We start from the raw sequence: 24,539 nt of genomic DNA, 5'->3' as shown, positions 1-24,539 counted from the left end.
AGGTGCCAAGGCTGATGCACTTTGAGAGGTTCAACTAACGTTTTCTGGCGCACCTCAATCGCCGCCTCCTGGCCAATCGAAGCGCAAACTCCGGTCGGATTAATTGCCGACCTGGTTGACGACCACCTCGCTCCCAAGGCTGTCGACGCACCGACTATGTCAACCCTGCTGAACAGGACTGTTCTGCCACCGCTGGTTGCATGCGGTGCCGACTGGCGGTCCTGCGAGGTTGTCAACTATCCCTCCCGATCAGTTTTGCTCAACGTGATTTTAATTATTGTCGGGAAACCTTGTGATTCGCTGTATTCTGGTTGGATGCTTGCTGTTGTTGCTTAGGTTCGGCGTGTTCTATCGGTGTGGTCGCGTCGCCAAATAGCTATTTCCGCCAGCTCGATCCAGATGATATTTGTCGTGCCAGCCTGATGCTGTGAAACTCACTTGAGGCCGATGACGAAGCTGTCATTTTTCAACGTGGGCTTGTTGTACGTCAACGAGGATGTACGTTGGCCCGAATGCGTGGAATTACGGTATATGCAGTCGCCCGCCGCCACGTCCCACTCCATCGTGGGATTCAGCCGTGGATATATGTCGGCAATGCCTTCGGCGACAACGCAGAATTTGAGTGAACTACCTGCGGATATCCGCTTTCTGATGGGAAAATCCTTGAGGTAGTTTTCCAGCGCCGCCGATGGGTGTGACCTACTCTCCACGATGGTCAGCCCGTTGCTGAGGTCGGGAACCGACGAGAATATCTGTACCGGGGTCCCGTTATCCTTCACTCTCCAGCTGCCGTGGCCTTTGGCCGCGTAGTACAGAAGTTGCTTCGCTGGAACGTAGATTGCCCCGAGAATGGGTTCCTGGTTCTCGACCAGGGCGATGTTGACGGTGAACTCATCGCTGCCCTTGATGAATTCTTTGGTGCCGTCCAGCGGATCCACCAGCCAAAAGCGATGCCAATGTTGTCGGGTTTCATAGTCCGCCGACTTGGTTTCCTCGGAGATTATCGGTATGTCCGGGTCGAGCGCCGCGAGATGGTTGGTGATGTACGAGTTCGCTGCCAAGTCGGCTTCGGTGACCGGTGAGGTGTCGTCACCGTGATCGCCTTTCTCGGTAACCTCCGGATTCTGGCGATACTTGAGAGTCAGCTTTCCGGCCTCGACCGCGATGGCGGTGACCTGCTCAAGATGTTTATCGGCCAACGTCGTACTGACTGCTTCGTACACTATGCCTCCCATTGTGTGGTTATTCCCCTCCTCGGCTTGGCGGCATCGGATATGCCACCCCACGATCTAGTTCAGGTCGTGATCGACTCCGCCGCGGTTGGTTCGGCGGCCGACTCTGCCGACGGCTGGGGTGCGGATGCCGGAAGTGGAGCGGGCCGGCCCGCCGCACCGGCGGCGGTTTCCGTCGGCCGCACGTAGCGCACCCAGGTCAGGATGGCCGCGCCGATATAACACGCGAAGAAGATCCAGAATGCGGGCGTTTCCGTGCCGGTGCTGACGTAGGACTGCCGCAGTGCCATGTTGATCCCGACCCCGCCCAACGCGCCGAAGGAACCGGCGAACCCAATCAGGGCTCCGGACCGGACTCGTGCCCAGTGGTGGCGTTGGGCAGCGTTCAGGCTCAGCCCGCGGCTGCGTTCCTCGAACACCGACGGAATCAGCTTGTACACCGCGCCCTTGCCCGCTCCGCAGACGATGAACAGCGCGATAAAGCCCACGATGTATCCGGCCATCATGAAGCCGGTCATCGGATCGCCGCGCTCCGCCGCCGCGTCGGCGTAGATGCTGACGCCGACCAAGAATCCGCCGGCCAGGATCGCCGCAGAGAAGACGGTGAGAGTGACGTGACCACCGCCGAAGCGATCGCTGAGCTTGCCGCCGATGATCCTTGCCAGTGAGCCCAACAGGGGGCCGATGAACGCGATTTGGGCGGCGTGCAGTGACGCATGAGCCTGGGTTTCCCCGGCTGCCGCGAAGTTGTGCTGCAGCACCTGGCCGAACGCGAACGCGAAGCCGAGGAACGAGCCCGACGCGCACATGTAGAGCAGCGAGATCGTCCACGAGTCGGGCACGGTGAGAATGGACCGCAGGTTGTTCAACGACAGACCGGTGCGGTGGGCTACCACGTCGTCCATGAACAATGCCGCACCGATGCCGCCAATGGTCAGCAGCACCAAATAGATTGCGCATACCCAATAGGGAGCCGCGTGGCCCGCGGTGGCCAGGACAACGAGTCCGACCATCTGGACGGCGGCAGATCCGAGGTTGGCCATGCCGCCGGTCAAGCCGAGCACAAAGCCCTTGAGTCGTTGCGGAAAGAGGCCGTCGACCTTGGCCAGTGAACCCGAATAGTTACCGCCCCCTAAACCGGTGAACGCGGCGCACACGAGGTAGGGCCACAGCGGCAGGCCCGGGTGGGCCAGCAGCACGATGGTTCCGAGGGTGGGGATCAACAGCACAAGTGCGGAGATTGTGGTCCAGGTGCTTCCACCAAACCAGTTGGCCGCCATCGCATATGGGATGCGCACCAGCGCTCCGACCAATGATGCGGTGGCGTCCAGCAGTAGCTTGTCGCCGGTGGTGAAACCGTAGATGGACTGCGGCATGAACAGCACCATCACCGACCAGAGGTACCAAACCGAAAAGGCGATGTGCGCATTGAGGACTAACCAGGTCAGGTTCCGGCGGGCAATCGCATAGTTCCCGTTTGCCCAGGCCACCGTGTCTTCTGGATGCCAGTCAGTGATGCGCGAGCGCGCCATAGGCTGCGAACCTTTCGGGTTGGTGGTGGACGGCGATCGGCGATGCCGGGGTGCTTGCCTTGGGTTGTGCCGCGCCGAAAGGCAATCGAGCGTCCAGCGGGTTGGCGTCGGTCTCAGCGACGGGAACCCGGGGAAGGCGCACGTGGGCAGCCGTTGTCCCGCATGGGAGTTGCATGAGTGGCTTGACGGTAATAAACTTCCCGGCCGAGTTTGTCGCAGTCGGGCTGCTCGCCGAAGTCGTGCGAGCCGAAGTTGTGCGAGGGGGCCGGCGCAAGTGCAACGCGGTGCCGACCGTCGTCAAGTGTGAAAAACCTACGGTCACAAGGCCCCCTTCCCCGCGTCACAGGTGGCTGCACAATTGGCAGCCACGTATTGACTGTTCCGCAGGGACCGTTGGCCATCGCTTTCGCGACGGGCGGTTATGGCGAGCCCCACCGCCGTTATGCGCCGCAATCGCCCCGGCGCACCTTTATAACTTCCTTGAAGCTATAGGTTGACAGTTAAACCGAGCTGTGGTGCTTCGACAACTCGACCGGGGGGATGCACAGCAGACTTCCAGCTGACTTCATCGGTATGTCCAGACTGTGGGTGTGGCTTTCGGGACATGGCGCGGCTACGGTGCGATCGACGATGGCCGCGTCGTGCCGCAACTCCGCGTCGGGGTGGTAGCGCCCGCCATTGTGTGGGTGAAATATGTTGCCGTACTTAATCAATTGCGGACGTGCTCAGGGGTCGAGGTGGCCGCTGAAGGTTGATGCCGGGGGGCTACGTGGGTAGGCCCGCTCTGTCGGCATCTGCGCGATAGCGGTCCACCCACTCGTCGGAACGTTCGTTGGCTTGTCGAACCAGTGGTGCGGTGGGCGCCAGCCGTGCGTCGAGCCCCAACGCTTCCAGGATGTCGCCGACCAGCAGGGTTAGATTGCGCCACAGCACCGGGTAGGAGATCTCCATCGGTGCAATGCCCTCTTCGGCGAACCAGCTTCGCCAACCCTGTTCCTGCGCGCGGAGCATGCTCACCACATGGGCGATCGCGCCGGCGTGATAGCTGGCACGAGCGTCGCGTGCCGGGTCGGGGTGGCCTCGCCAGACTCCGGTCTGTACCGCGCGCCAGAACGACACTGCCTGCGACACCACATCGGGACGGTAGACATAAACCAGGAGGGGGTTCTCGCCGATCACGTCGCGGATCGCGGCCGACAGCCCGTCGCCCGATCGATTCGGGAGCTGCCTTGCCCGGTTCAGCAGCAGGGGAGTCTGATTCCACATCAGTTTGCCGCCCCAGACCCCGTTGGGTGTTCGCCCTACGGTGCGGACGTAGTCACGCCAGATTTCGGGCGGTGCCAGATCCGGCTTACCTTCGTCCAGCGGATCGAGCAGGCGCAGGATCGAGTCGTCCTCGACGCCGGCGAACCACTCGCGCGGCTGTGGAGGCTGGCTGGTGGTGGGCAGATACTGAAAGAACTCCTGAGGCTCGCCGGCGACGCCGGTGGCGCGCAATGATTCGACCAACAGCGTGCTGCCGCTGCGCTGGGAGGCTAGAACCAGATACGACGACGGGCTATCTGCCACGAAGGAAGACTAACGCGTGGCAAATTCGCGGCAAGGGCGAAAATTGGGTTCACGCTGAAGATTACTCTTGTATGCAACCGCGGTTGGCTAACTGAAGCGGTCGGTGGCCCGTAAGCCCAGCGAAAAGACCAGCCGTACATCGGGATCGGCGAAGGAGGTTGACAACAGCTTCTCGACGCGCCGAATGCGGTAGCGAACGGTGTTGGGATGTACCTGCAGTGACTGCGCGGCTAGGCCGATATCGCCGAAGCTGTCCAGATAGACACGCAACGTGTCGGCCAGCACCGGATCCTTGGCACGCAGGTCGGGTATCCGGGGATCTATCAGCCGTGCATCGTTGCCGACCAGGGTGACGATCTCGTCAAGCAGCACGGTGGTGCGTGCTTCGGCCAGTGAGGTCACCCGACCGATCGAAATGGGGTGGCGCTCGGCGCTGTCCAGCACGCGATCCACTTCGATACGCGCCGAGGCAAGTCCATCCAGGCCCGCAACCGGTGCGGCGATGGTTGCCCGCAACTCCACCCCCAGCTCGCTGCGCAGCGCGCTGATGGTGCCGCGAACCCAGGAGGTCAGTGAACGCGCGGTCGCGGTCTGCGGCAGCACGACGTAGATGCGCGATTCATTGGTGCCGACTTGGGCGTCACGCCGAAATGCGCTTGCGCTCAGCGCTAGTACATCGGCGAGACGGGACTGCTTGTCGTCGGCTTCGATGGTGTCGAAGCCGATCAGGGCGGCGTTTCCGTCAGCGGATAGACCGAGTTCGCGCGCGATGGCGGTGACGTCCGCGGGTGCCGCGGTGGGGTCAGGATCGGCTAGGCCCAGTAGCTGCTGCACTCGCCGGGCGTGCGTGGATGGGCGCGATGCCAGGCGTGTCATGATGCGGGCGCCTAGAACCGCCGCGCCGCGCAGCACTTCTTCGGCGTCCTCGGCCAGCGGCTGGGAGCCTTGTTGAACCCAGATGGATCCGGCGAACACCGGTGGGCGCCGTGCGGCGACCGGTGACTGATGAATACCGATGGCCAATCGCGGACGCAGTCCTAGTTCGGGGCGCTCGGCCACCCGCACCACCTCGCTGCCGGAGCGAAGCGCATCGAAGATGCCCCACTGGCCGATCCACTTGAGATGCTCGGGTGGACCCGCACGGCCCAGGATGGAGAGCCTGCGCAGCTCGTCGGCCTCGTCGCTGGAAGCCGAATAGGCGAGTACGTGTGACTGGGCGTCCTCGATGCTGACCATGCCGTGGATACGGTCGGCCAGCGACTGGGCCAGGCCGAACAAATCAGTGCCCGAGTCATCGGTGGTCCGGTCCCCGTGGTGCTCGAGTACGTGGTTGACCAGACGGTACAGCCGCTCCCAGCGGGCCTGGGGCTCCACCGCCACCACCGCTGCCCCGGAGCGGACGGCCTTGGCCACCACCGCGTCCGACGGTTGCTTGACGAATATCGCCACCGGGGTCCCGGCCTGCCCGTCGATCCACCGCAACGCTTCGTGGTCGGTGACACCGAGCAGGAAAAAGATGTCGGCCGAGCCAGCAGCCGCCGCCAGACCCAGCCGCACATCGTCGGAATCGACCAAGGCTGCCGAGGCCACCGGAAGGTCTAGGCCACGCGGGGCTTCCACCAGGCTGACCAGCGTCGCATCCAGGGCGAGCAGCAGTTGGCCCAAGCCGACGCCAGCCACTCCCATGTTGTCCGATAGTACTAGTGCTGATCGCTAATCTTGTCCGATCGGCTAATCGATTCGAGCCTGCCGGCGGGGATGCTGGCAGGCATGGACGCGATTACCCAGGTGCCGATCCCCGCCAACGAGCCGGTCCACAGCTATGCGCCGCACTCACCCGAACGGTCTCGCCTAAAAAGCGAGTTGATCGCTTTGGCGCAACAGCCGATCGACCTGCCGCACGTGATCGGCGGTAAACACCGGATGGGCGACGGCGAACGTATCGACGTCGTGCAGCCACACCGGCACGCCGAACGGCTGGGCACCTTGACCAACGCCGTCCACGCTGACGCCACGGCGGCAATAGAGGCCGCCATGGCCGCCAAGAACGGCTGGGCCGCCATGCCGTTCGACGAGCGCGCCGGGGTTTTCCTGCGGGCGGCCGACCTGCTGGCCGGGCCATGGCGGGAAAAGATCGCGGCGGCAACGATGCTCGGCCAGTCGAAGTCGGCATACCAGGCCGAAATCGACGCACCGTGCGAGTTGGTCGACTTCTGGCGCTTCAACGTAGCTTTTGCTCGCCAGATCCTGGACCAGCAACCGGTCAGCGCCAAGGGGGAGTGGAACCGCACCGATCACCGCCCACTGGAAGGCTTCGTCTACGCGATCACGCCGTTCAATTTCACCGCGATCGCCGCGAACTTGCCGACCGCACCGGCACTGATGGGCAACACCGTGGTGTGGAAGCCGTCGGTTACCCAGACCTTGGCGGCCTATCTGACCATGCAGGCGCTCGAGGCCGCCGGATTGCCGCCCGGGGTGATCAACCTGGTCACCGGTGACGGACTGGCGGTTTCGGATGTCGCGCTGACCGATCCGCGGCTGGCCGGCATCCACTTCACCGGGTCGACGGCGACCTTCCAACACCTGTGGCAACAGGTCGGCGCCAACATCGCTTCCTACCAGAGCTACCCCCGGTTGGTCGGCGAGACCGGCGGCAAGGACTTTGTGGTTGCTCATTCCTCCGCGCGCCCGGAGGTGGTGGCTACGGCGCTGATCCGGGGTGCCTTCGAGTACCAGGGGCAGAAATGCTCGGCGGCATCGCGAGCATTCATCCCACACTCGGTCTGGCAACAGATGGGCGACACTTTCCTGGACACCGCCGCCGGGCTGAAATACGGCGACATCACCGACCTGTCCAACTTTGGTGGCGCACTCATCGATCGCCGCGCCTTCATCAAGAACGTCGACGCAATCGAACGAGCGAAGGGCGCAGCCGGCGTCACCATCGCCGTGGGGGGCGAATATGACGACAGCGTCGGATATTTCGTGCGACCGACCGTGCTGCTATCCGACGATCCGACCGATGAGTCCTTTGCGACCGAGTACTTCGGACCGGTGCTGTCGCTGCACGTATACCCCGACGACCAGTACGAACGGATCCTCGATGTCATCGACACCGGCTCCCGCTATGCGCTGACCGGCGCCGTCATCGCCGACGACCGCAATGCCGTGCTGACCGCTCAGAACCGGCTGAGGTTCGCGGCAGGAAACTTCTACATCAACGACAAGCCGACCGGTGCGGTCGTTGGCCGCCAGCCCTTCGGTGGCTCGCGCGGCTCGGGCACCAACGACAAGGCTGGATCGCCTCAGAATCTGTTGCGCTGGACGTCGACACGCACCATCAAAGAGACATTCGTCCCGGCGACCGACCACACCTACCCGCACATGGAGTCGGACTGATGACCCGCCTATTCGTCCACACGGTCCGCCCCGCCATGCTCGCGGCCAGCCGGGCCGACCGGTTGCGGCGCACCCTGGAACACTCGTCGGTAACCCGTCGAGTGGTGCGCCGTTTTGTGCCCGGTGAGACCGTCGACAGTGTCCTTGATGTTGTTGGTGCGCTGCGTGATTCGGGACGCTGCGTCAGCATCGACTATCTCGGCGAGAACGTCACCGATGTCGATGACGCGGCCGAGACGGTTCGGGCCTACCTGAACTTGCTCGACGTGATGGGGCGGCGCAACGATGCCGGGCGCGATGGAGTGCGGCCGTTGGAGGTGTCGGTCAAGCTTTCGGCCCTGGGGCAGGCCCTGGAACGCGACGGGCAGAAGATCGCGTTGGACAACGCCCGCACCATCTGCGAGCGGGCCGAGCAGGTCGGTGTCTGGGTCACCGTGGATGCCGAAGACCACACGACCACCGAGTCGACGTTGTCCATCGCCGGCGACCTACGTGTCGACTTTGCTTGGCTGGGTACCGTTGTTCAGGCCTACCTGAGGCGCACGCTCGACGACTGTCAGGAGCTCGCGTCGGTGGGGGCCCGGGTCCGCTTGTGCAAGGGCGCTTATGACGAACCCGAATCGGTGGCATACCGCGACCGGGTCGAGGTCACCGACTCCTATCTGAGGTGCCTGCAGGTCCTGATGGCAGGTTCCGGGTATCCCATGGTTGCGTCGCACGACCCGGAGATCATTGCCACTGTTGCCGGTATGGCCCACGAGTCAGGGCGCAGCGCAAACGATTTCGAATACCAAATGTTGTACGGCATTCGTGACGAGGAACAGTGGCGACTGGTCGGCGTCGGTAGCCAGGTGCGCGTGTACGTGCCGTTTGGTACCCAGTGGTACGGCTACTTCATGCGCAGGCTGGCCGAACGCCCGGCGAATCTCGGCTTCTTTCTGCGCGCACTGGTGCAATGACCTCGAGCTGAGGGTATTCGCAGCCGTCAGTGTACTTTCGAAACGCCGCGGGCCGGTCGCCAACGGCTATCGGAGAATCCGTCGACCACGTGCGCGCGGACGAACTCGGTGACGGCCTGGGCGTCATCCATGTCGCGTATCGGTGATGGCGTGCTGAACAGCGAGAACAAAATGCGCGCGAACCATTCGGCGGCCGCTTGGACGTCGAGGTCCTTACGGACCTCGCCGGTGAGCTTGGCCGCGGCGAGGTAAGGGGCGAAAAAGTCGATGCATTCGCGCAGCAGCACGGCGGAATCCTTGGTCAGCAACAGGCCGATCGCGTCCTCGTCGAAGTACTTGGCCGAAGCGATCGCCTGCCGGGACTGAGTCACGAATACGGCGGCTTGGCAGAGCTTTTCCTGCAGCGATCCACCTCGGTCCATCGCTTTGGACATTTCGCGATAGAACTGTTCGGAAGCGCGTTCGGCGCAGCCTTCCATGATGGCGGCCTTGTCGCGGAAGTACTCGTAGATGGTGCTTCGAGACACGTTCGCCAGTCTGGCGATGTCGACAATCGTGGTCTTCTGAAAGCCCTGCCGGCGAAAGCACACATACGCCGACCCGATGATGAGTTCGCGGGTGTCGGTTGCCTGAGGCAGGGCGGCGGACTGGGGCATCACGAGCTCATCCGGCGGGGGCAAGAATCAGTCCACTGGTCGGTACCCCGGTTCCCGAGGTGACCAGTACGTGTTCGACGTGGTCGACCTGGTTGTACGAAGTGCCACGCACCTGACGCACCGCCTCGGTTATGCCGTTCATGCCATGGATGTAGGCCTCGCCGAGCAGGCCGCCGTTGGTATTGATCGGCAGCAACCCACCCAGCGACAGGTTCTCCACTGTGGCGAACTCCTTGGCCTCACCGCGTCCGCAGAAGCCGAGTTCCTCGAGCTGGGTGAATACGAACGGGGTGAAATGGTCGTAGATGAACGCGGTTTGAATGTCGGCAGGCTTGAGGCCCGAATCGCGCCACAGACGCTTGGCCACCACCCCCATCTCCGGTAGTCCGGTGATGTCCTCGCGGTAGTAGCTAGTCATCATCTCGCCCTCGGCGGCCGCCCCCTGGGCGGCCGCGGTGATGACCGCCGCCGGCTGGCGCAGATCCCGCGCCCGCTCGGTACTCGTCACGACCAGAGCGACGCCGCCATCGCTTTCCTGGCAGCAGTCCAGCAGGCGCAGTACGGGTTCGATGATCCAGCGTGAATTCTGATGGTCGGCCAGCGTGATCGGGCGCTGGTAGAACCAGGCGTCGGGGTTGCGTGCCGCATGGGCACGGTCGACGACGGCGATCCGGCCGAAGTCCTCGTTGGTGACTCCATAAGTCGACATGTAGCGCTGTGCGTGCAGCGCGACCCATGCTGCGGGAGTCAGCAGTCCAAAGGGCGCGTAATGGGCCATGAAGAGCGGGGTTTCGGTGCTGGTGCGCCCGCTACCCCCGAACCGCATGCCGGAACGTTCGTTGAAGGCGCGATAACACACCACCACCTCGGCGACCCCGGTGGCCACCGCCATCGCGGCGTGTGCCACGGTCCCGGCCGCGGCGCCGCCGCCGTGCGGTACCCGGCTGAAGAAGTTGAGGTCACCGATACCCACATTGCGTGCGACATCGATCTCGTCGCTGGCGTCCATCGTGAACGTGACCATGCCGTCGACCTCGCCGGGTGTCACCCCGGCATCGTCAAGGGCTGCGCTGACCGCCTCGCACGCCAGCTGCAACTCGCTGCGCCCGGACTCCTTGGAGAACTCGGTCTGGCCAATTCCCACGATCGCGGCGGCACCGGCCAGCGGGGCAGTCACGGCTGGGCCTCATCGAGGAGGCTGAGCACCGCGGTTCCGGAAACGTGATTGCCAAGGCTGTTGGCGCCCTGGAAAGTGACTTCAACGAAGTTTTCCCCGTCTTTACCGGCCGACTTGCCGGTTACGCTGCCGGTGAAGTGCAGCGGGTCATCCGGAAAGCAGGGCACGCCAAGGCGAATCGACAGTTTCTTGACCATCGCTTCTGGTCCGGCCCAGTCGGTGAGGAAACGCACGCAAAGCCCGTTGGTGGTCAGGATGTTCATGAACAGATTCGGCGAGCCTTGCTTGTTGGCGTAGTCGCGGTCGTGATGTACCGGCATGAAATCCCGTGACGCGATTGCCCCCGCGACGATCACCGTTGTGGTGATCGGGATCTCCAACGCAGTCACCGCGTCGCCGACGGCGATGTCGTTCCATCCAAGGGTCTGGTAGCGGCCGGTGGTAGTGGTCATCGAACTGCCTCCGAGTCAAGGGCGACGGGCCGGAATTGATGCAGCACAAAGCTTCCGTCTGGCCCATCGAAGTCTTGGTAGAACACCTCGACCGCCATCCCGACCGTGACGTCAGCCGGATCGATGCCACACAGGTTCGAAACCAGCCGGACGCCCTCATCGAGTTCGACCAGCACGACGATGTAGGGGTAATCGAAGAACGGAAACCTCGGTTGGTGGGGCATCACGAAGCTGTAGACGGTGCCGCGGCCCCCAGACTCGACGGTATCCCAGTGCAGACAGCGGCATTTGGGGCACATGGGGCGTGGCGGGTGACGTAGTTCCCCGCATTCGGCGCAGCGTTGGATAAGCAGTTTGTGCTCGCGCAGCCCGTGCCAGAAGAACTCGGTGTCCGGGCTGATTGCCGGCGCCAGTCGGGAGGCCATCAGCGTTGAGGCCTGAATCGCAGCACCCGGAACCGCTGCCGCCCGAGCACCTCCCCGTGCTGGTCGACATAGGTGGTGACCCAGGTGAGGAAGAAGCCGGTTCCCAGTGCGGTCTTCTTCTCCTCGGAGACGTCCTCATACACCGTCGTCGCGCTGATCAGGTCGCCCAGGCGTGGGTAGCGCTCGATCTCGAACTCCGAGTTCACCGCCACCGTACTGGTGTAGCCGGCCTCGTCGAGGAACGCGGTTGGGTTGGTCTTGATCTCAACGGGGGCGCCGCCGCGCTCCCGAATCCCTTCCAGCTTCGGTGCCGGCATTGTCCACGTCTGCAACATGACCGGCGGTGAAACGATGCCGCCAAACCTGGATGCGGCCGCGAACTCCGGATCGAGGTAGACGGGATTCATGTCGTCGAGCGCATGCGCCCAGTGCCGAATCATCGGCTGGTTCACCGGATCCGGTGCCACTGAGGGCCGTCCCGTTCCACCTGTCGGCTGTCCGACGAGTGAGCGCAGTTTGGAGAGAAACTCGGTTTCGGAGTCAGTCACCCGGTTGTCCTCCTGACTTGTTGACGCGTCAGAACGGCGTCTGGTCATCGGGCGGGTCGCCGTACCCACGCCACCCGGCACCTCCCTGATCGCCGCTGATCGGACACATCTGCGCAATATGTCTGCCGAGTCGTGTCTACTCCCGGGCCCGGCGGCGTGTCAATGCATCTGTAAATCATCGAATTTGGTGGCGATTCATCCTGGGAGGTCATTGACGCCTGAACGCCCGCGGTGTACACCAAGTGCGTATATGACCGACGCCTACGGGTTAGGAATCAGATGGCTGAGCGGGCACTTCCGGAATCCCTGGTCGATACGTATCAGCTTTATATCGACGGGCGTTGCGTCGAACCGGAAAACGGCCGCTACGACGACGTGTCACCGTCGACGGGGATGGTCATCGCGACCGCACCCGATGCGAGCGTCAGCCAGGTAGGCGATGCGGTTGATGCCGCGCGTCGCGCATTCGACGCGGGCCCGTGGCCGGCCATGTCCCACCAGGAGCGCGGCCATTGCCTTGCCCAGTTGGGCGCCGCGCTGCAGGACTACGCCGACGCGTATTTTGCGCTGTCTCAGGTCGAATGGGGCTGCACGGCCAACGAGCGGCGGTTGCAGATCGACGCTTCGGCCAGCGCGGCCCGGCGTGCGGGTCATCTTGCGGGCACACTTGGCGATCAGTCCATTCAGTCAGCGTCCGGCGCCGCGGTGCTGTGCCATGAGCCGCTCGGTGTCGTGTCGATCCTGACGCCTTGGAACTTCCCGCACAGCCTCAACGTCATGAAATTGAGCCGGGCGCTGGCCGGCGGCAATACCGTCGTGCTCAAACCGTCCCCGCTCACGCCGCTCGCGGGCCTGGCGCTGGCCCGAATCATCCACGAGCACACCGATATCCCACCCGGGGTGGTCAACGTCGTCACGCCCGGCGGCATCGAGGCCAGCAAGGTGCTGGCCGTCGACCCGCGTATCGACATGGTCAGTTTCACCGGGAGTTCGGCGGTCGGTCGCGAGGTGATGGCCGCGGCGGCCGGCACGATGAAACGCGTCTTGCTCGAGTGTGGCGGGAAGTCGGCCAGCATTGTCCTAGACGACGCTGAGTGCAGTGACGAACTCCTGGCGCGAATGTTGTTCGAATCCTGCTTGTTGCATGCCGGGCAGGCCTGCATCTTGCACAGTCGGCTGCTGCTACCCGAGGCGATGCACGATGAGATCGTTGACCGGCTCGTCGCGCTGGCCCGTGCGGTCCGGGTGGGTGATCCCGCCGATCCGGATGTGCAGATGGGGCCGCTGATCAGCGCCGCTCAGCGCAGCCGGGTCGAGGACCACGTAGCCCGCGCGCTGCGGGATGGGGCCACGCTGGCGGCCGGTGGCAGGCGACCGGCCACGCCGGAGGCAGGTTTCTACTACGAGCCGACGATCCTTACCGGCGTCACACCAGACGCCCACATCGCCCAAAACGAAGTCTTCGGGCCGGTGTTGAGCGTGCTGCGCTACCGCGACGACGACGACGCCGTGGCGATCGCCAACAATTCGCAGTACGGCCTGTCTGGCGCCGTGTGGGGTGGCGACGCTGACCGCGCCGTCAGGGTCGCCCGCCGGATCCGGACCGGCCAGATCGCGGTCAACGGCTTCGGTCCTGGTGACGCGCCGTTCGGCGGCTTCAAGCAGAGCGGCCTGGGGCGGGAGGGCGGCGGAATTGCCGGGCTGCACCAGTACATGGAGCCCAAGGCCATCGGCATGCCTGGCTGACCTGCGGCGGCCAGCGTCACGCCAGCGTGGCCGTGGGAAACGACCGCCACGCTGGCGTGACGCTCGGACAAGGGGGCTCGGTGCTCAGCGTCAGCGCGCTTGATAGGCATTCGTTGTCGAATCGTTGCATCCCCTACCAAAAAGGTGCATCGGCGCGTCATCGCATGCGATGCTGCTGGGCATGGCCGTCGCTATCGCCCGACCCAAGCTCGAGGGAAACATCGCCGTCGGCGAAGACCGTCAGATCGGATTTGCCGAGTTCGGAGCGCCGCAAGGGCGTGCGGTGTTCTGGTTCCACGGCACTCCGGGCGCCCGCCGGCAGATACCGACCGAGGCGCGGGTCTACGCCGAACACCACGACGTGCGCCTGATCGGCGTCGATCGTCCCGGCATCGGCTCGTCCACACCCCACCAGTACGGGACCGTCTCGGCCTTTGCCGACGACCTGCGGACCATCGCCGACACGCTGGGGATCGACAAAATGGCGGTCGTCGGCTTGTCCGGGGGCGGCCCCTACACCCTGGCCTGTGCTGCCGGTCTGCCGGACCGGGTAGTGGCAGCGGGGGTGCTCGGCGGGGTGGCGCCGACCCGCGGACCGGATGCGATCAGTGGCGGCCTGATGGACCTGGGTCGACGAGTGGCGCCGCTACTGAGAGTCGGCGGGAGCCCGCTACGGCTGAGCGCCAGCGTGCTGATCCGGATGGCTCGCCCGGTGGCTTCCCCGGCCCTGGATGTCTATGGGCTGATGTCGCCACAAGCGGACCGGCATCTACTCGCCCGGCCGGAGTTCAAGGCCATGTTTCTTGACGATCTGCTCAACGGAAGCCGCAAACAGCTGGCCGCACCGTTCAACGACGTGATCGTTTTCGCCCGCGACTGGGGATTCCGGCTCGAGGACGTGTCGGTACCGGTCCGTTGGTGGCACGGTGACCACGATCACATCATCCCGTTCTCCCATGGTGAGCACGTCGTTTCGCGACTGCCCAATGCAGAGCTGTTCCACTTACCGGGTGAAAGTCACCTCGCCGGGCTGGGGCGCGGCGAGGAAATCCTGGCTACGCTAATGAAGATTTGGGATGAGGAGGCTTGATCGATGTCTGTGGCTGCTGAGGCTGTGGAATTCCCCACTGCCGCCCCCCACGTTGTCTCCGCGGGTGCCCCGAAAATGGGGCTCTATCTCAGCGACATACCCCGCGCGGTGGCCGAGTACGGGCAGCTGGTTTCGCTGTTCCCACTGCAGAAGGCGTTGCCGGTCGGTGACGGGCACCCGGTCTTGGTGTTGCCCGGCTTGTTGGCCGGTGACGGCTCCACCTGGACACTGCGGTGGCTGCTGGGCCGCCTCGGTTACCGGGCGTATGGCTGGCGGCTGGGCCTCAACATCGGCCCAACCAGCAAGGTTGTGGACGGGATGAGCGCGCGCCTGGAGGCGCTGCACACCCGTTACAACACACCCGTCAGCCTGGTCGGTTGGAGTCTGGGCGGGATCTTCGCGCGCAACCTGGCGCGGCGTCACCCCGAGGCGGTACGTCAGGTGATCACCCTTGGCAGCCCGTTCCGGATGCAAGACGAATCCCAATCTCGGGCCGCGCGGCACTTCAGGATCTTCCAGCGCCTGCACGCCGAGCGACACGAGTTGCCGTTGCCGGCCGAAGCCGAACCGCTTCCGGTGCCCAGCACCGCGATCTATTCGCGCTACGACGGCATGGTCGCCTGGCAGACCTGCCTCGACACGCCGTCGGAACGCGCGGAAAACATCGCCGTGCTGAGCAGCCACATCGGCTACGGTCATCACCCGGCCGCGGTCTGGGCCATCGCGGATCGGTTGGCCCAGCCGGTGGATACCTGGGCCCCGTTCCGGCCCCCGACGGTGTTGCGGCCGCTGTTTCCCCGACCACATACTCTGCACGCCGCGAGCTAGCCTGCGTTGAGACCGCGGCCGGTGCCACGGGTAGCCTCGCTGACGTGCTGCTGGCCTCACTGAACCCCGCCGCCGTATCGGCTGACGACATCGCCGACGCGGTTCGTATCGACGGCGTCGACCTCAGCCGCAGCGATCTGCTTGGTGCCGCAACGGCGGTGGCGGAGCGTATCGCTGGCGCGCATCGGGTTGCCGTACTGGCAACGCCCACCGTATCGACGGTGCTGGCGGTCACCGGATGCTTGATCGCCGGGGTGCCCGTGGTCCCGGTGCCGGCCGATGTCGGTGTGGCCGAACGCCGCCACATGCTGACCGACTCCGGCGCCGTGGCCTGGCTGGGCCCGGCGCCCGCCCAGGACGCGGAGCCCGACGGACTGCCGCAGATACCGGTGCGTCTGCACGCACGATCATGGCACCGCTACCCCGAGCCGCCGCCGGATTCGGTTGCGATGGTGATCTACACCTCGGGCACCACGGGGCTGCCCAAGGGCGTGCAGCTGAGCCGGCGGGCGATTGCAGCCGACTTGGACGCGCTGGCCCAGGCCTGGCAATGGAATGCAGAAGACGTCTTGGTGCATGGCTTGCCGCTCTACCATGTGCACGGTCTGGTACTCGGCTTGCTGGGATCGCTGCGAGTTGGAAATCGCTTCGTGCACACCGGAAAGCCGACGGCGGCGGGATATGCGCAAGCAGGCGGAACCCTGTATTTCGGGGTGCCCACGGTGTGGTCACGGGTGGCTGCGGACCGGGCGGCCGCCGAGGCGCTGCGGCCGGCTCGGCTATTGGTTTCTGGCAGCGCGGCCTTACCTGTCCCGGTGTTCGATCAGCTGGTGCACCTCGCCGGGCACCGCCCTATCGAGCGCTATGGGTCTTCGGAATCGCTGATCACCCTGTCTACCCGGGCTGACGGCGAGCGCCGCGCGGGCTGGGTGGGCCTGCCGCTGGCCGGAGTGCAGACCCGGCTGGTCGATGATCACGGCAAACCGGTCCCGCATGACGGGGAAACCGTTGGAAAGCTGCAGGTTCGGGGCTCGACACTGTTCGATGGCTACCTGAATCGGCCGGAGGCCACGGCTGAGGCATTCGATGCCGACGGCTGGTATCGCACCGGCGACGTTGCGGTCGTTGACGACGGTGGCATGCATCGCATCGTCGGCCGTGAGTCGGTTGATTTGATCAAGTCTGGTGGCTACCGTATCGGCGCCGGGGAGATCGAGACGGTGCTACTGGGGCATCCGGAGGTTCAAGAGGCAGCTGTCGTCGGATTGCCTGACGAGGATTTGGGCCAGCGCATCGTGGCCTACATCGTGGGTTCGGACCGCATCGATCCCGACGTATTGATCGATTTTGTCGCGCAACAGCTTTCGGTCCACAAACGGCCACGCGAGGTGCGGATTGTGGAGTCGTTGCCGCGCAACGCGCTGGGCAAGGTGCTCAAGAAGCAGCTGTTGGCAGAGGGCTGAGCCTAGGCCGACACTTCGTCGTCTTGGCTGGTGGGGGTGGGGAGCTTGGCGATGTTGTCGCCACGCCACTGCAGTGCTTCCAGAGCGACAGCGACGTGGACGGAGGTATGGGCCAGCGGTCGCGGCAAGAGTCGTTGTGCGGCTTCAATTCTGCGCAATAGCGTGTTGCGGTGGGTGTAGAGGCGCTTTGCGGCGCGGGAAGCGTTGCATTGCTCGTTGATGAACATCAGCAACGTGGCCTGAAGTTCGGGAGCCGCCGATTCCAGTTCACCGAGCGTGCTCGTGATGAATTCGTCAGCGGCTTGCGGATTTTGGGTGATCAGGGCGACGATCTGGACGTCCGAGAAAAAGGCCACCCGTTGGTCGGATTTCAGTCGCGCCAGGGTGCGTTGTGTGGTGAGCGCCTCGAGGTGGCTGCGCCGAAAGCCCTCGATTCCACTTGCCTTGGTGCCGATGGCAATTCGGGCATCCGATGCGTTGTCCACCGCCTGCTCGATCGTATCGATGTCGAGGTTGGTGGCCTCGGCCAACCACACCCAACGGGTAGCCGCGTTGGCGACCACGGTCAGATCTTGCGACGATCCCACGGCGTGACAAAACGCGTCGGCAGCTCTATCCAGATTGCTGTGGTCGCCGTCGAAGTCGTCGCTCCAGATGATGGCGGCGGTGTGGGCTCGAATAAGGGAGTAGCCCAACCGTGTCTCGGCGCGCTCGCGGCTGATTGGGGCGCCTTCTAGCAGGTGACCCACCACTTCCAGGCGGTCGGCATGGTTACCGCGGGTCAGCTCGTCGTGTTCTAGTTGCACTTGTGCGGCGATGCCGGCCAGCGTGGCCTCGATGAACTCATTGACGGACTTGGCGGAAACGTCGAGCAGCTCGCGCAGTTCCTGCGGATCGGAAGTGAGATCGAAAGCGATGTTGATCCAGAGCCGCCAGGCGATGTATTGGCCGATCCGATATATGTCCAGCGTCAGGGTCTCCAGCCCGCGACGCACTAGATCGCGGGCCATACGCAACGGCTCCCCGCCGAGATTGGCCGGCACCGGTGCGCCGGGATGACGCACGTTGGCCGCCGCCCAGTGCACCAGATTGGCGCGGTTGGCTCGTTTGACCACCTTTGCCAGCACCGGATCGTTGGCGATGGTCGGGTTGGCCGATACCGTTTCCCGGTCCAGTTCTTCGATCCATTCCGGTCCGGCGTTGAGTGCCCTGCGGGCTCCCTCCCGGATAAGTTCGCGTATCCGGGACGAGGGTCGTTGCCAGGGCACGTGCCGATCCTAGTCACGGCGGCGGTGGGGCGCAGTGCATGTCCTCGAGTGTTCGAGTGGAATTAACGCGTTGCGTCCCAAGCGCGCTCAGGTCGGTGAGGGCGCGGTCACAGCAGAGGGTTCGATGTTAGCTGTCTCACTGGCCGGGGCGGGTCGCCACCCCGGTCGGCTTTAGGTCGGGGGACGGACCCATGAGCTTCAGCGACTGCCACGTGAATGATATGGAAACAATTGGTGAACAAATAGAAACCTGGTCGGGTTGGTGCGTTTGAGTTAGGCGTCTGGGACGTAATTCCTTTTGCTGGTTGGGCTGTTGCTGCAATCGCGGCGCCTGGCGAGCGCTGGTAGACCCCGCCGTCGCCGCGGGCTAGTGGCCAACGGGGCAGCCCGGTACACCCCCGAATTCTTGTTCGTCGATCTGATAGACCCCTGCGTGGTGCGCAACCTCGTTGCGCCGGCCCAACCCCTGGTGTGACCTTCCACTCGATAGCTGTGTGCAATTTGCACCGCGCGCAACGGTGAATTGAGAACAATTCACCTCCGGCCCGACGGGCGGGTGCATTGTGCACCTTCGGTCCGCACTGTTCGGGGGGAATGTACCTATTCCGGGCGCCGCAAGTTGGCAAGCATTGTCGTCAGTTCGTTGCCGCCAACCCCCATCCAGTGGCGGAGGACGGGAGCCAACGCCGGCTCAGCGATAACCCGTACCGCCGGGCCACCACCCGGCTCCACGAGGAGGTATGCACGTGTCTTCTGTTACGGCTCGACCCGAAGCGTTGGCTGCAGCGGCAGGCACCCTGGGGTCTATCGGAGCGGCATTGAGCGCCGGGAATGCCGCCGCCGCCGCTCCAATGACCGGGGTGTTGCCGCCGGCCGCCGATGAGGTTTCCGCACTGCTTGCGACGCAGTTTGCGACGCATGCGGCGATGTACCAGATGGTGAGCGCGAAGGCGGCCGCGATTCACGAGCATTTCGCGGCCACGTTGGCGACCAGTGCCGCCTCGTACGTGAGCACCGAAACCGCCAACGCCGTGGCATCTCAATAGACCTGACCTGACGACATTCGAGGAGAGGGACAGACATTGATGGATTTCGGTTCGCTACCACCGGAGATCAATTCCGCCAAGATGTACGCCGGTGCGGGTTCGGGCTCGATCCTGGTCGCCGCTGAGGCGTGGGACAGCGTGGCCGTCGATCTGTACAGCGCCGCGTCCTCCTGCCAATCGGTGATCTGGGGGCTGGCGTTCGGGCAGTGGGTGGGCGCGTCGGCAAGTTTGATGGGGGCCGCCGCCGCGCCATATGTCGCGTGGCTCGGTGCCACCGCCACGCAGGCCGAACTCGCGGCCAACCAGGCCAGGGGAGCGGCGGTGGCCTACGAGTCCGCGTTCGCGGCCACGGTGCCCCCGGCGTTGATCCTCGAAAACCGCCTTCAATTGGTCACGCTGATTGCAACCAATATCTTCGGCCAGAACACCCCGGCGATCGCGACTACCGAGGCTGAGTACGGCGAGATGTGGGCCCAGGACGCCGCCGCGATGTATGGCTACGCGGGTTCGGCCGCGATGGTAGCCGAGACGCTGACGCCGTTTGAAGAGGCTCCGGAAGTCGCCAACGCTGGTGGGCTCGTCAACCAGACCGCCGCCGTCGGTCAGGCCATCGATTCCGCCGCGGCTGGCCAGCTGATGTCCAACGTTCCCCAAGCCCTGCAACAGCTCGCCGCGCCTGCTCCGCAAGGGGCGTCGACCGCGACCGCACCGAAGTCGCTGCTTCAAAGCGTTACTTCGAGCTTTTCCTTGTCGAACCTCAGCACCATCGTGGGGATGGAAAACACCCACTTGTCGATGGCGAACTCAGGCGCATCGATCTTCAAGACCATGGGCGATAGCGTCAAGGGTTTCATTCCTTCGGCTAGCAAGGCTGCCGAAACCGCGGTCGAACACGCGGCTAGGAACGCGGTGTCGATGGTTGGCGGGGGAGGTCCCGCGGGGATCGGGGGTTGGGCGCCACAGGGCGGCGCAGGCCAGGCGCTGTCGGTTGGCGGACTGAAGGTGCCGCAGGCATGGGCCGAAGCAAACCAGTCGGTTGTCCCGGCGGCCCGGGCGTTGCCGATCTCGCCGGTAACCGGTGCTGTTGAGGGCGCTCACGGGGCCCCGCTGCCCGGCATGCCATTTGGGCAGCTGGCCGGCAACGGGGGCAACGGCGTTAGCGGTGTGCTGCGAGTCACGCCCAAGGCCTATGTGATGCCACGCCCTCCAGCCGCGGGATAGTGCCGATGGCAGGTTCGTGATGTGCCGGCTGCGGGCGAACATTGCGGCCCTGCCGGCTCGGCGGCCTACGTCGGGATGGTCACCCGGCCGGCCAACGGGGTCTGCCCCCGGCCATTAAGCGATGGTCGGGGGCCGTGTGCCAGTTAGATCAAAGGACTAGGGGGCAAGCGCCCAGACCGGGTGGGCGGCAGACCAAACGGGGTGGGTCACGTCATTGCCGTAGTGGTAGATCGGGTGGTTCTGCGGCGACAACTCGCGCCACTGGCCTTCGCCTTCGCGCCAGGGTCCTTCGCCTTCGCGCCAGGGGCCTTCACCCAGTCGCCACGGGCCTTCGCCAGGGCGTAGCGGGCCTTCGCCCGGGCGCAGCGGGCCTTCGCCGGGACGCAGCGGGCCCTCGCCCGGGTGCACGAGACCCGCGCCGGGGTGGATTTGTCCTCCGCCGGGGTGTATCGGCCCCAGGTTCCCGGGGGCAGCGGAGGCGATGGCCGGTCCCACCAGTACCCCTGCAAAAGAGAGGCCCAGGGCGCACAGGACACCCGCCGACAGGGTGCGAATTCTCAACATTTCCAACTCCTTTCCGGGCTGGGGTGTTTGGCTCAACGGAGCCCGTGTTGTCGACACCGAAGAACTCGGGCCCAATGGCTGCATCGCCGTGTTGAGGTCACCGCCAACCCGATGAATGTCATATCTGGTTGACAATCTGAGAGTAAGACCGTTTTCCATCATTGTCAACTGTGATTGACAGGTTGGTTGGTCGGTCGGCGAATCATGCGGCGTCGGGTGTCGCCGACGGTGTGGTGGCGGACCCGCCCGCGTCATTTGGATTCGAGTCGTAACAGGCTAGGGGGCAACGGAATTCCGGAGGGTCGGGAAGTTTGCGGGTGGCGCTTGGTGCGGCTCGAGCCGCCGGTTGGCGGACGCCCGGGCGCGGAATCGGGTGCGAGCACACCCGCTGATCGACCGGGATTCGAATCTTGGTGAGCGCAGCTAATTAACAAGGGGGGTAGGGTATTTCGGGTCGGGATGCGTGACGAGTTGCGGCGCGAGCTGGTGGCGCGGGCGCATACCGTCCAGCATGTTGGCAGCAAACTCACGGCGTGAGAACGGATTAAGCTCCTAGTCGCGGCATATCGTCGTCGCTGTGTACTCAACTGTGGATGCAGCTGGCCTCGCGACGGCCGGTGGCGGGACCGGCGACCCCAGCTCGGGAGCAACACCCATGAGTCGGGTCGCCCTCGCCTGTGTCGTCGGTTCAACAGTCGAGTACTACGACTTCTGCATTTACGGCACGGCTGCGGCGCTGGTCTTTCCGGCGGTCTTCTACCCCGGTCTCAGTCCAGCTCTGGCGACTATCGCATCGATGGGGACTTTTGCCACGGCGTTTCTGTCCCGGCCGCTCGGCGCGGCCGTCTTCGGGCATTTTGGGGACCGGCTGGGGCGTAAGAAGACTCTCGTTGCCACCCTTTTGATCATGGCCCTATCGACGGTGACGGTGGGGGTGGTGCCCAGCACGGCAACCATCGGGGTGTCCGCCCCGCTGATCCTGGTCGCCTTACGGTTGCTCCAGGGTTTTGCCGTCGGCGGCGAATGGGCTGGTTCGGCGCTGCTGAGTATCGAGTCCGCGCCAGCGCACAAGCGCGGGTACTACGGCATGTTCACTGTGCTCGGTGGCGGTGTTGCGCTTGTGGTGAGCGGTCTGACCTTTCTCGGGGTGAACTACACCATCGGAGAGAGCAGTTCGGCGTTTCTGCAGTGGGGCTGGCGTGTCCCTTTTCTGTTGAGCGCGCTACTGATTGCCTTCGCCTTGTACGTCCGCTTGGAGATCAACGAGACCCCGGTATTCGCTCTTGCGATGGCGCAGGCCGATGATCAGGAATCAACCGCCGCCGCGCGGGCACCGCTGGCGGCGGTGTTGTGCCGGCAACGCCGTGAGATAGTGCTGGCCGCGGGCGCCATGCTGGCGGCCTTCGGGTGCCTGTATCTGGCCAGCACCTTCCTGCCTTCCTACGCGCAACTGCACCTGGGGTATTCGCGAAACCTCGTCTTGCTGATCGGTGTGCTGGGCGGGCTGGTCTGCATCGGTTTTGTCGCACTGTCGGCCATTCTGTGCGATCGCTTCGGGCGCCGGCGCGTCATGCTGGTCGGCTGGGCAGTGGGCCTATTCTGGTCGCCGCTGGTAATGCCGCTGATCGGCTCTGGCGATACCGTCGGGTTCACGGTGGCGCTGCTGGGGCTGTATGCCGCGGCCGCCAGTGGATTTGGGCCTGCAGCCTCGCTTATCCCGGAACTGTTCGCTACCCGCTACCGCTACACCGGCACGGCCCTGGCGCTCAACGTGGCGGGCATCGTTGGGGGCGCCGCGCCGCCATTGATCGCCGGTACCCTGCTGGCCAGCTATGGCAGCTCCGCGGTCGGCCTGATGATGACCGCGCTGGTGGCCGCCAGCCTGCTGTGCACCTATCTGCTCCCCGAGACCGCCGGCGCCCCACTGACCGCCGCCTAGTTGCCGCGCCCGTCCCGGCGGCGCGGCGGGTGCTGGCCGTTGCTAAACACAACCCGGACCTTGGCGCGGAGCACGGGATCGCGGGCCCGCCGGGCGCCGGTCTCCACTTCAATGAATTCGCCTGCAGGGTAAGCAGTTCGGTGGATCCGAGCGCCCCATGATGGTCGGTCTGCGCCAGTTCGAGTGGAGGTTGGAATGTCATGATGCCGTACGGGGTCATTTCACCGGCGGGGGAGGTGTCCGGAATCGGAATTGACGCTGATTAGCAAGCCCGCCAACGTCTCCGCCAGTCGCGGCAAAAGGTTCTGCCCCGGCCACTGGGGCTAGCAGTGACCGGGGCAGAACATCGATGCCGAGCAGGCGGCAATTAGGGGGCCAGCGCCCAGACCGGGTGCGTGGCAGACCAGACCGGGTGGGTCATGTCATCGCCGTAGTGGTAGATCGGGTGAGTGGGGGGAGGGACGGGATGCATCGGAACTCCCGGTTCCGGATGCATCGGGTCTCCCGGGGCGCCCGGACCTGGATGGGGCGCGGCGGCCGGCCCCGGGTGGACGGGGGCCGCTGGGCCCGGGTGCGGAGCGGGGCCTGGGCCCGGGTCCGCGAACGCCACTGCGGGTGCCACCACGGCTCCCGCCAGCGCTAAGCCAACTGCACACAGAACACCTGCCGACAAGGTGCGAATCTTTGACATTTCACTTTCCTTTCTGGGTGGCAGGGGCTTCCCCAACAAAGCTCGCGCTGTCGACGCTGAAGAACTCGGGCTTGTTGACATGGGTGGCCGGGAGAGCCGGTCGTTGCATGCCAGGTTGTGGAATCCTCACCACCTAACTGTCATCTATGGTTGACAATTTGAAGACTAGAGCCAATCGGCTAGATTGTCAACCATGGCTGACAGAAATGGCTACCGGTCGCCGCAAACACCGCTCGGCCAGGCGCTGCGGATTGCGTGGTGGAGCTACGTTCATCGGGTTGACACCGACATGGAGGCCGCGGGTTTCGAGCGGCGGCGCTTCTCCATGAACTATGTGTTCGCCCTCTATGCGCTGCCAGGACCTATGACGATATCGCAGATGGGCAGGCAGTTCGGCGTCAGCCGCCAGGCGGCCAGCAAGCTCGTCGCCGAGCTGCGCGATCGCGGCTACGTGCAGACCGCCCCGTCGCCGACGGACCAGCGCGAGAAGGTCGTGGAGCTGACGCCAAAGGCGATGGAGTACTTGGCCGCGCGTCAGCGTGCGGCTGCCGCACTCGACCGGGCGATCCAACAGCGCGTCGGTGCCGACGGAGTCGAGCAGTTGCACCTGATCCTCGACGCCGTCGGTGAAGCTGCCCGCGGGGCGGTGGAATTCGATCCCGCCAACCTCTATCGCGAGCCGGACCTGTGGTGATGGTGCGCAACCGCGCACCGCAACGGCATGCGCCTAC

Annotated in this window: 21 protein-coding genes; 10 read left to right on the top strand and 11 right to left on the bottom strand. The window is 64.6% G+C overall.

Annotated elements, in window-relative coordinates; all coding sequences use genetic code 11:
- Positions 1-434 precede the first annotated feature (434 nt).
- The 4 genes from cysQ to CCUG20998_RS21135 form a co-directional block, all read right to left on the bottom strand.
- The gene (gene cysQ, locus CCUG20998_RS21155; RefSeq protein WP_020729902.1) at positions 435-1,223 is read right to left on the bottom strand and encodes a 3'(2'),5'-bisphosphate nucleotidase CysQ; all 789 of its coding nucleotides are present in this window, start codon (positions 1,221-1,223) and stop codon (positions 435-437) included.
- Positions 1,224-1,294: 71 nt separating this feature from the next.
- Positions 1,295-2,764, bottom strand: a complete 1,470-nt coding sequence (locus CCUG20998_RS21150; protein ID WP_020729903.1) for an MFS transporter — start codon at positions 2,762-2,764, stop codon at positions 1,295-1,297.
- 765 nt (positions 2,765-3,529) lie between these two features.
- Positions 3,530-4,333 carry a trehalose 2-sulfotransferase gene (stf0, locus tag CCUG20998_RS21140; protein ID WP_036456173.1) on the bottom strand — a complete coding sequence of 268 codons (804 nt, stop codon included), beginning with the start codon at positions 4,331-4,333 and terminating at the stop codon, positions 3,530-3,532.
- Positions 4,334-4,420: 87 nt separating this feature from the next.
- Positions 4,421-6,019 (bottom strand): PucR family transcriptional regulator, encoded by a 1,599-nt coding sequence (locus tag CCUG20998_RS21135; protein WP_103653964.1) that lies wholly within the window; start codon positions 6,017-6,019, stop codon positions 4,421-4,423.
- Between the two features lie 84 nt (positions 6,020-6,103).
- Between CCUG20998_RS21135 and pruA the strand changes: the two genes are divergently transcribed.
- Positions 6,104-7,735: an L-glutamate gamma-semialdehyde dehydrogenase gene (pruA, locus tag CCUG20998_RS21130; protein ID WP_012395822.1), complete on the top strand. Its 1,632-nt coding sequence runs from the start codon at positions 6,104-6,106 to the stop codon at positions 7,733-7,735.
- Positions 7,735-8,694 carry a proline dehydrogenase family protein gene (locus CCUG20998_RS21125; protein ID WP_020729909.1) on the top strand — a complete coding sequence of 320 codons (960 nt, stop codon included), beginning with the start codon at positions 7,735-7,737 and terminating at the stop codon, positions 8,692-8,694. Before pruA ends, CCUG20998_RS21125 begins: the two co-directional genes overlap by 1 nt.
- Positions 8,695-8,720: 26 nt before the next feature.
- On the opposite strand, the gene CCUG20998_RS21120 is transcribed toward CCUG20998_RS21125, so the two are convergent.
- From CCUG20998_RS21120 to CCUG20998_RS21100, 5 genes are read right to left on the bottom strand one after another with little or no spacing between them, the layout of a single operon-like run.
- On the bottom strand, positions 8,721-9,350 hold the full coding sequence (locus CCUG20998_RS21120; protein ID WP_020729910.1) for a TetR/AcrR family transcriptional regulator: 630 nt from the start codon (positions 9,348-9,350) through the stop codon (positions 8,721-8,723).
- 7 nt (positions 9,351-9,357) lie between these two features.
- On the bottom strand, positions 9,358-10,527 hold the full coding sequence (locus CCUG20998_RS21115; RefSeq protein WP_012395819.1) for a lipid-transfer protein: 1,170 nt from the start codon (positions 10,525-10,527) through the stop codon (positions 9,358-9,360).
- Positions 10,524-10,979 (bottom strand): MaoC family dehydratase, encoded by a 456-nt coding sequence (locus tag CCUG20998_RS21110; protein ID WP_020729911.1) that lies wholly within the window; start codon positions 10,977-10,979, stop codon positions 10,524-10,526. Before CCUG20998_RS21110 ends, CCUG20998_RS21115 begins: the two co-directional genes overlap by 4 nt.
- The gene (locus CCUG20998_RS21105; protein WP_020729912.1) at positions 10,976-11,404 is read right to left on the bottom strand and encodes a Zn-ribbon domain-containing OB-fold protein; all 429 of its coding nucleotides are present in this window, start codon (positions 11,402-11,404) and stop codon (positions 10,976-10,978) included. Before CCUG20998_RS21105 ends, CCUG20998_RS21110 begins: the two co-directional genes overlap by 4 nt.
- Entirely contained in the window at positions 11,404-11,952 is a 549-nt protein-coding gene (locus CCUG20998_RS21100) for an FAS1-like dehydratase domain-containing protein (protein ID WP_036456175.1), read from the bottom strand. Before CCUG20998_RS21100 ends, CCUG20998_RS21105 begins: the two co-directional genes overlap by 1 nt.
- 279 nt (positions 11,953-12,231) lie before the next feature.
- Here CCUG20998_RS21100 and CCUG20998_RS21095 point away from each other — a divergent pair, with 279 nt between their 5' ends.
- The 4 genes from CCUG20998_RS21095 to CCUG20998_RS21080 all read left to right on the top strand — a co-directional run bounded on the left by CCUG20998_RS21095 (position 12,232) and on the right by CCUG20998_RS21080 (position 17,079).
- The gene (locus CCUG20998_RS21095) at positions 12,232-13,698 is read left to right on the top strand and encodes an aldehyde dehydrogenase family protein (RefSeq protein ID WP_020729914.1); all 1,467 of its coding nucleotides are present in this window, start codon (positions 12,232-12,234) and stop codon (positions 13,696-13,698) included.
- Positions 13,699-13,879: 181 nt separating this feature from the next.
- Entirely contained in the window at positions 13,880-14,788 is a 909-nt protein-coding gene (locus CCUG20998_RS21090; protein WP_012395814.1) for an alpha/beta fold hydrolase, read from the top strand.
- Positions 14,789-14,863: 75 nt separating this feature from the next.
- Entirely contained in the window at positions 14,864-15,616 is a 753-nt protein-coding gene (locus tag CCUG20998_RS21085) for an esterase/lipase family protein (RefSeq protein ID WP_020729915.1), read from the top strand.
- Between the two features lie 44 nt (positions 15,617-15,660).
- Positions 15,661-17,079 (top strand): acyl-CoA synthetase, encoded by a 1,419-nt coding sequence (locus CCUG20998_RS21080; protein ID WP_020729916.1) that lies wholly within the window; start codon positions 15,661-15,663, stop codon positions 17,077-17,079.
- Positions 17,080-17,081: 2 nt separating this feature from the next.
- Here CCUG20998_RS21080 and CCUG20998_RS21075 read toward each other — a convergent pair whose 3' ends face one another.
- Positions 17,082-18,347, bottom strand: a complete 1,266-nt coding sequence (locus CCUG20998_RS21075) for an Rv1453 family transcriptional regulator (RefSeq protein WP_020729917.1) — start codon at positions 18,345-18,347, stop codon at positions 17,082-17,084.
- 746 nt (positions 18,348-19,093) lie between these two features.
- Here CCUG20998_RS21075 and CCUG20998_RS21070 point away from each other — a divergent pair.
- Together CCUG20998_RS21070 and CCUG20998_RS21065 are read left to right on the top strand one after the other, a co-directional pair.
- Positions 19,094-19,393 carry a PE family protein gene (locus CCUG20998_RS21070; RefSeq protein ID WP_020729919.1) on the top strand — a complete coding sequence of 100 codons (300 nt, stop codon included), beginning with the start codon at positions 19,094-19,096 and terminating at the stop codon, positions 19,391-19,393.
- Between the two features lie 39 nt (positions 19,394-19,432).
- Complete coding sequence (locus CCUG20998_RS21065) at positions 19,433-20,614, top strand: PPE family protein (RefSeq protein ID WP_036456177.1); 1,182 nt, start codon at positions 19,433-19,435, stop codon at positions 20,612-20,614.
- Between the two features lie 156 nt (positions 20,615-20,770).
- Here the strand turns inward: CCUG20998_RS21065 and CCUG20998_RS28705 are convergent, their stop codons facing one another.
- Positions 20,771-21,178, bottom strand: coding sequence for a hypothetical protein (locus CCUG20998_RS28705; RefSeq protein ID WP_231389742.1), 408 nt, complete (start codon positions 21,176-21,178; stop codon positions 20,771-20,773).
- Positions 21,179-21,833: 655 nt separating this feature from the next.
- Here CCUG20998_RS28705 and CCUG20998_RS21055 point away from each other — a divergent pair.
- Positions 21,834-23,117 (top strand): MFS transporter, encoded by a 1,284-nt coding sequence (locus CCUG20998_RS21055; protein WP_020729922.1) that lies wholly within the window; start codon positions 21,834-21,836, stop codon positions 23,115-23,117.
- An 884-nt stretch (positions 23,118-24,001) separates the two neighbouring features.
- On the top strand, positions 24,002-24,502 hold the full coding sequence (locus CCUG20998_RS21050; protein WP_020729923.1) for a MarR family winged helix-turn-helix transcriptional regulator: 501 nt from the start codon (positions 24,002-24,004) through the stop codon (positions 24,500-24,502).
- The last annotated feature ends 37 nt before the right edge of the window (positions 24,503-24,539 follow it).

The sequence above is a fragment of the Mycobacterium marinum genome (genome assembly GCF_003391395.1).
GTDB classification, from domain to species: domain Bacteria; phylum Actinomycetota; class Actinomycetes; order Mycobacteriales; family Mycobacteriaceae; genus Mycobacterium; species Mycobacterium marinum.
Note: the sequence above shows the minus strand (reverse complement) of the source record. Positions and strands in the feature narration are given on the sequence as shown.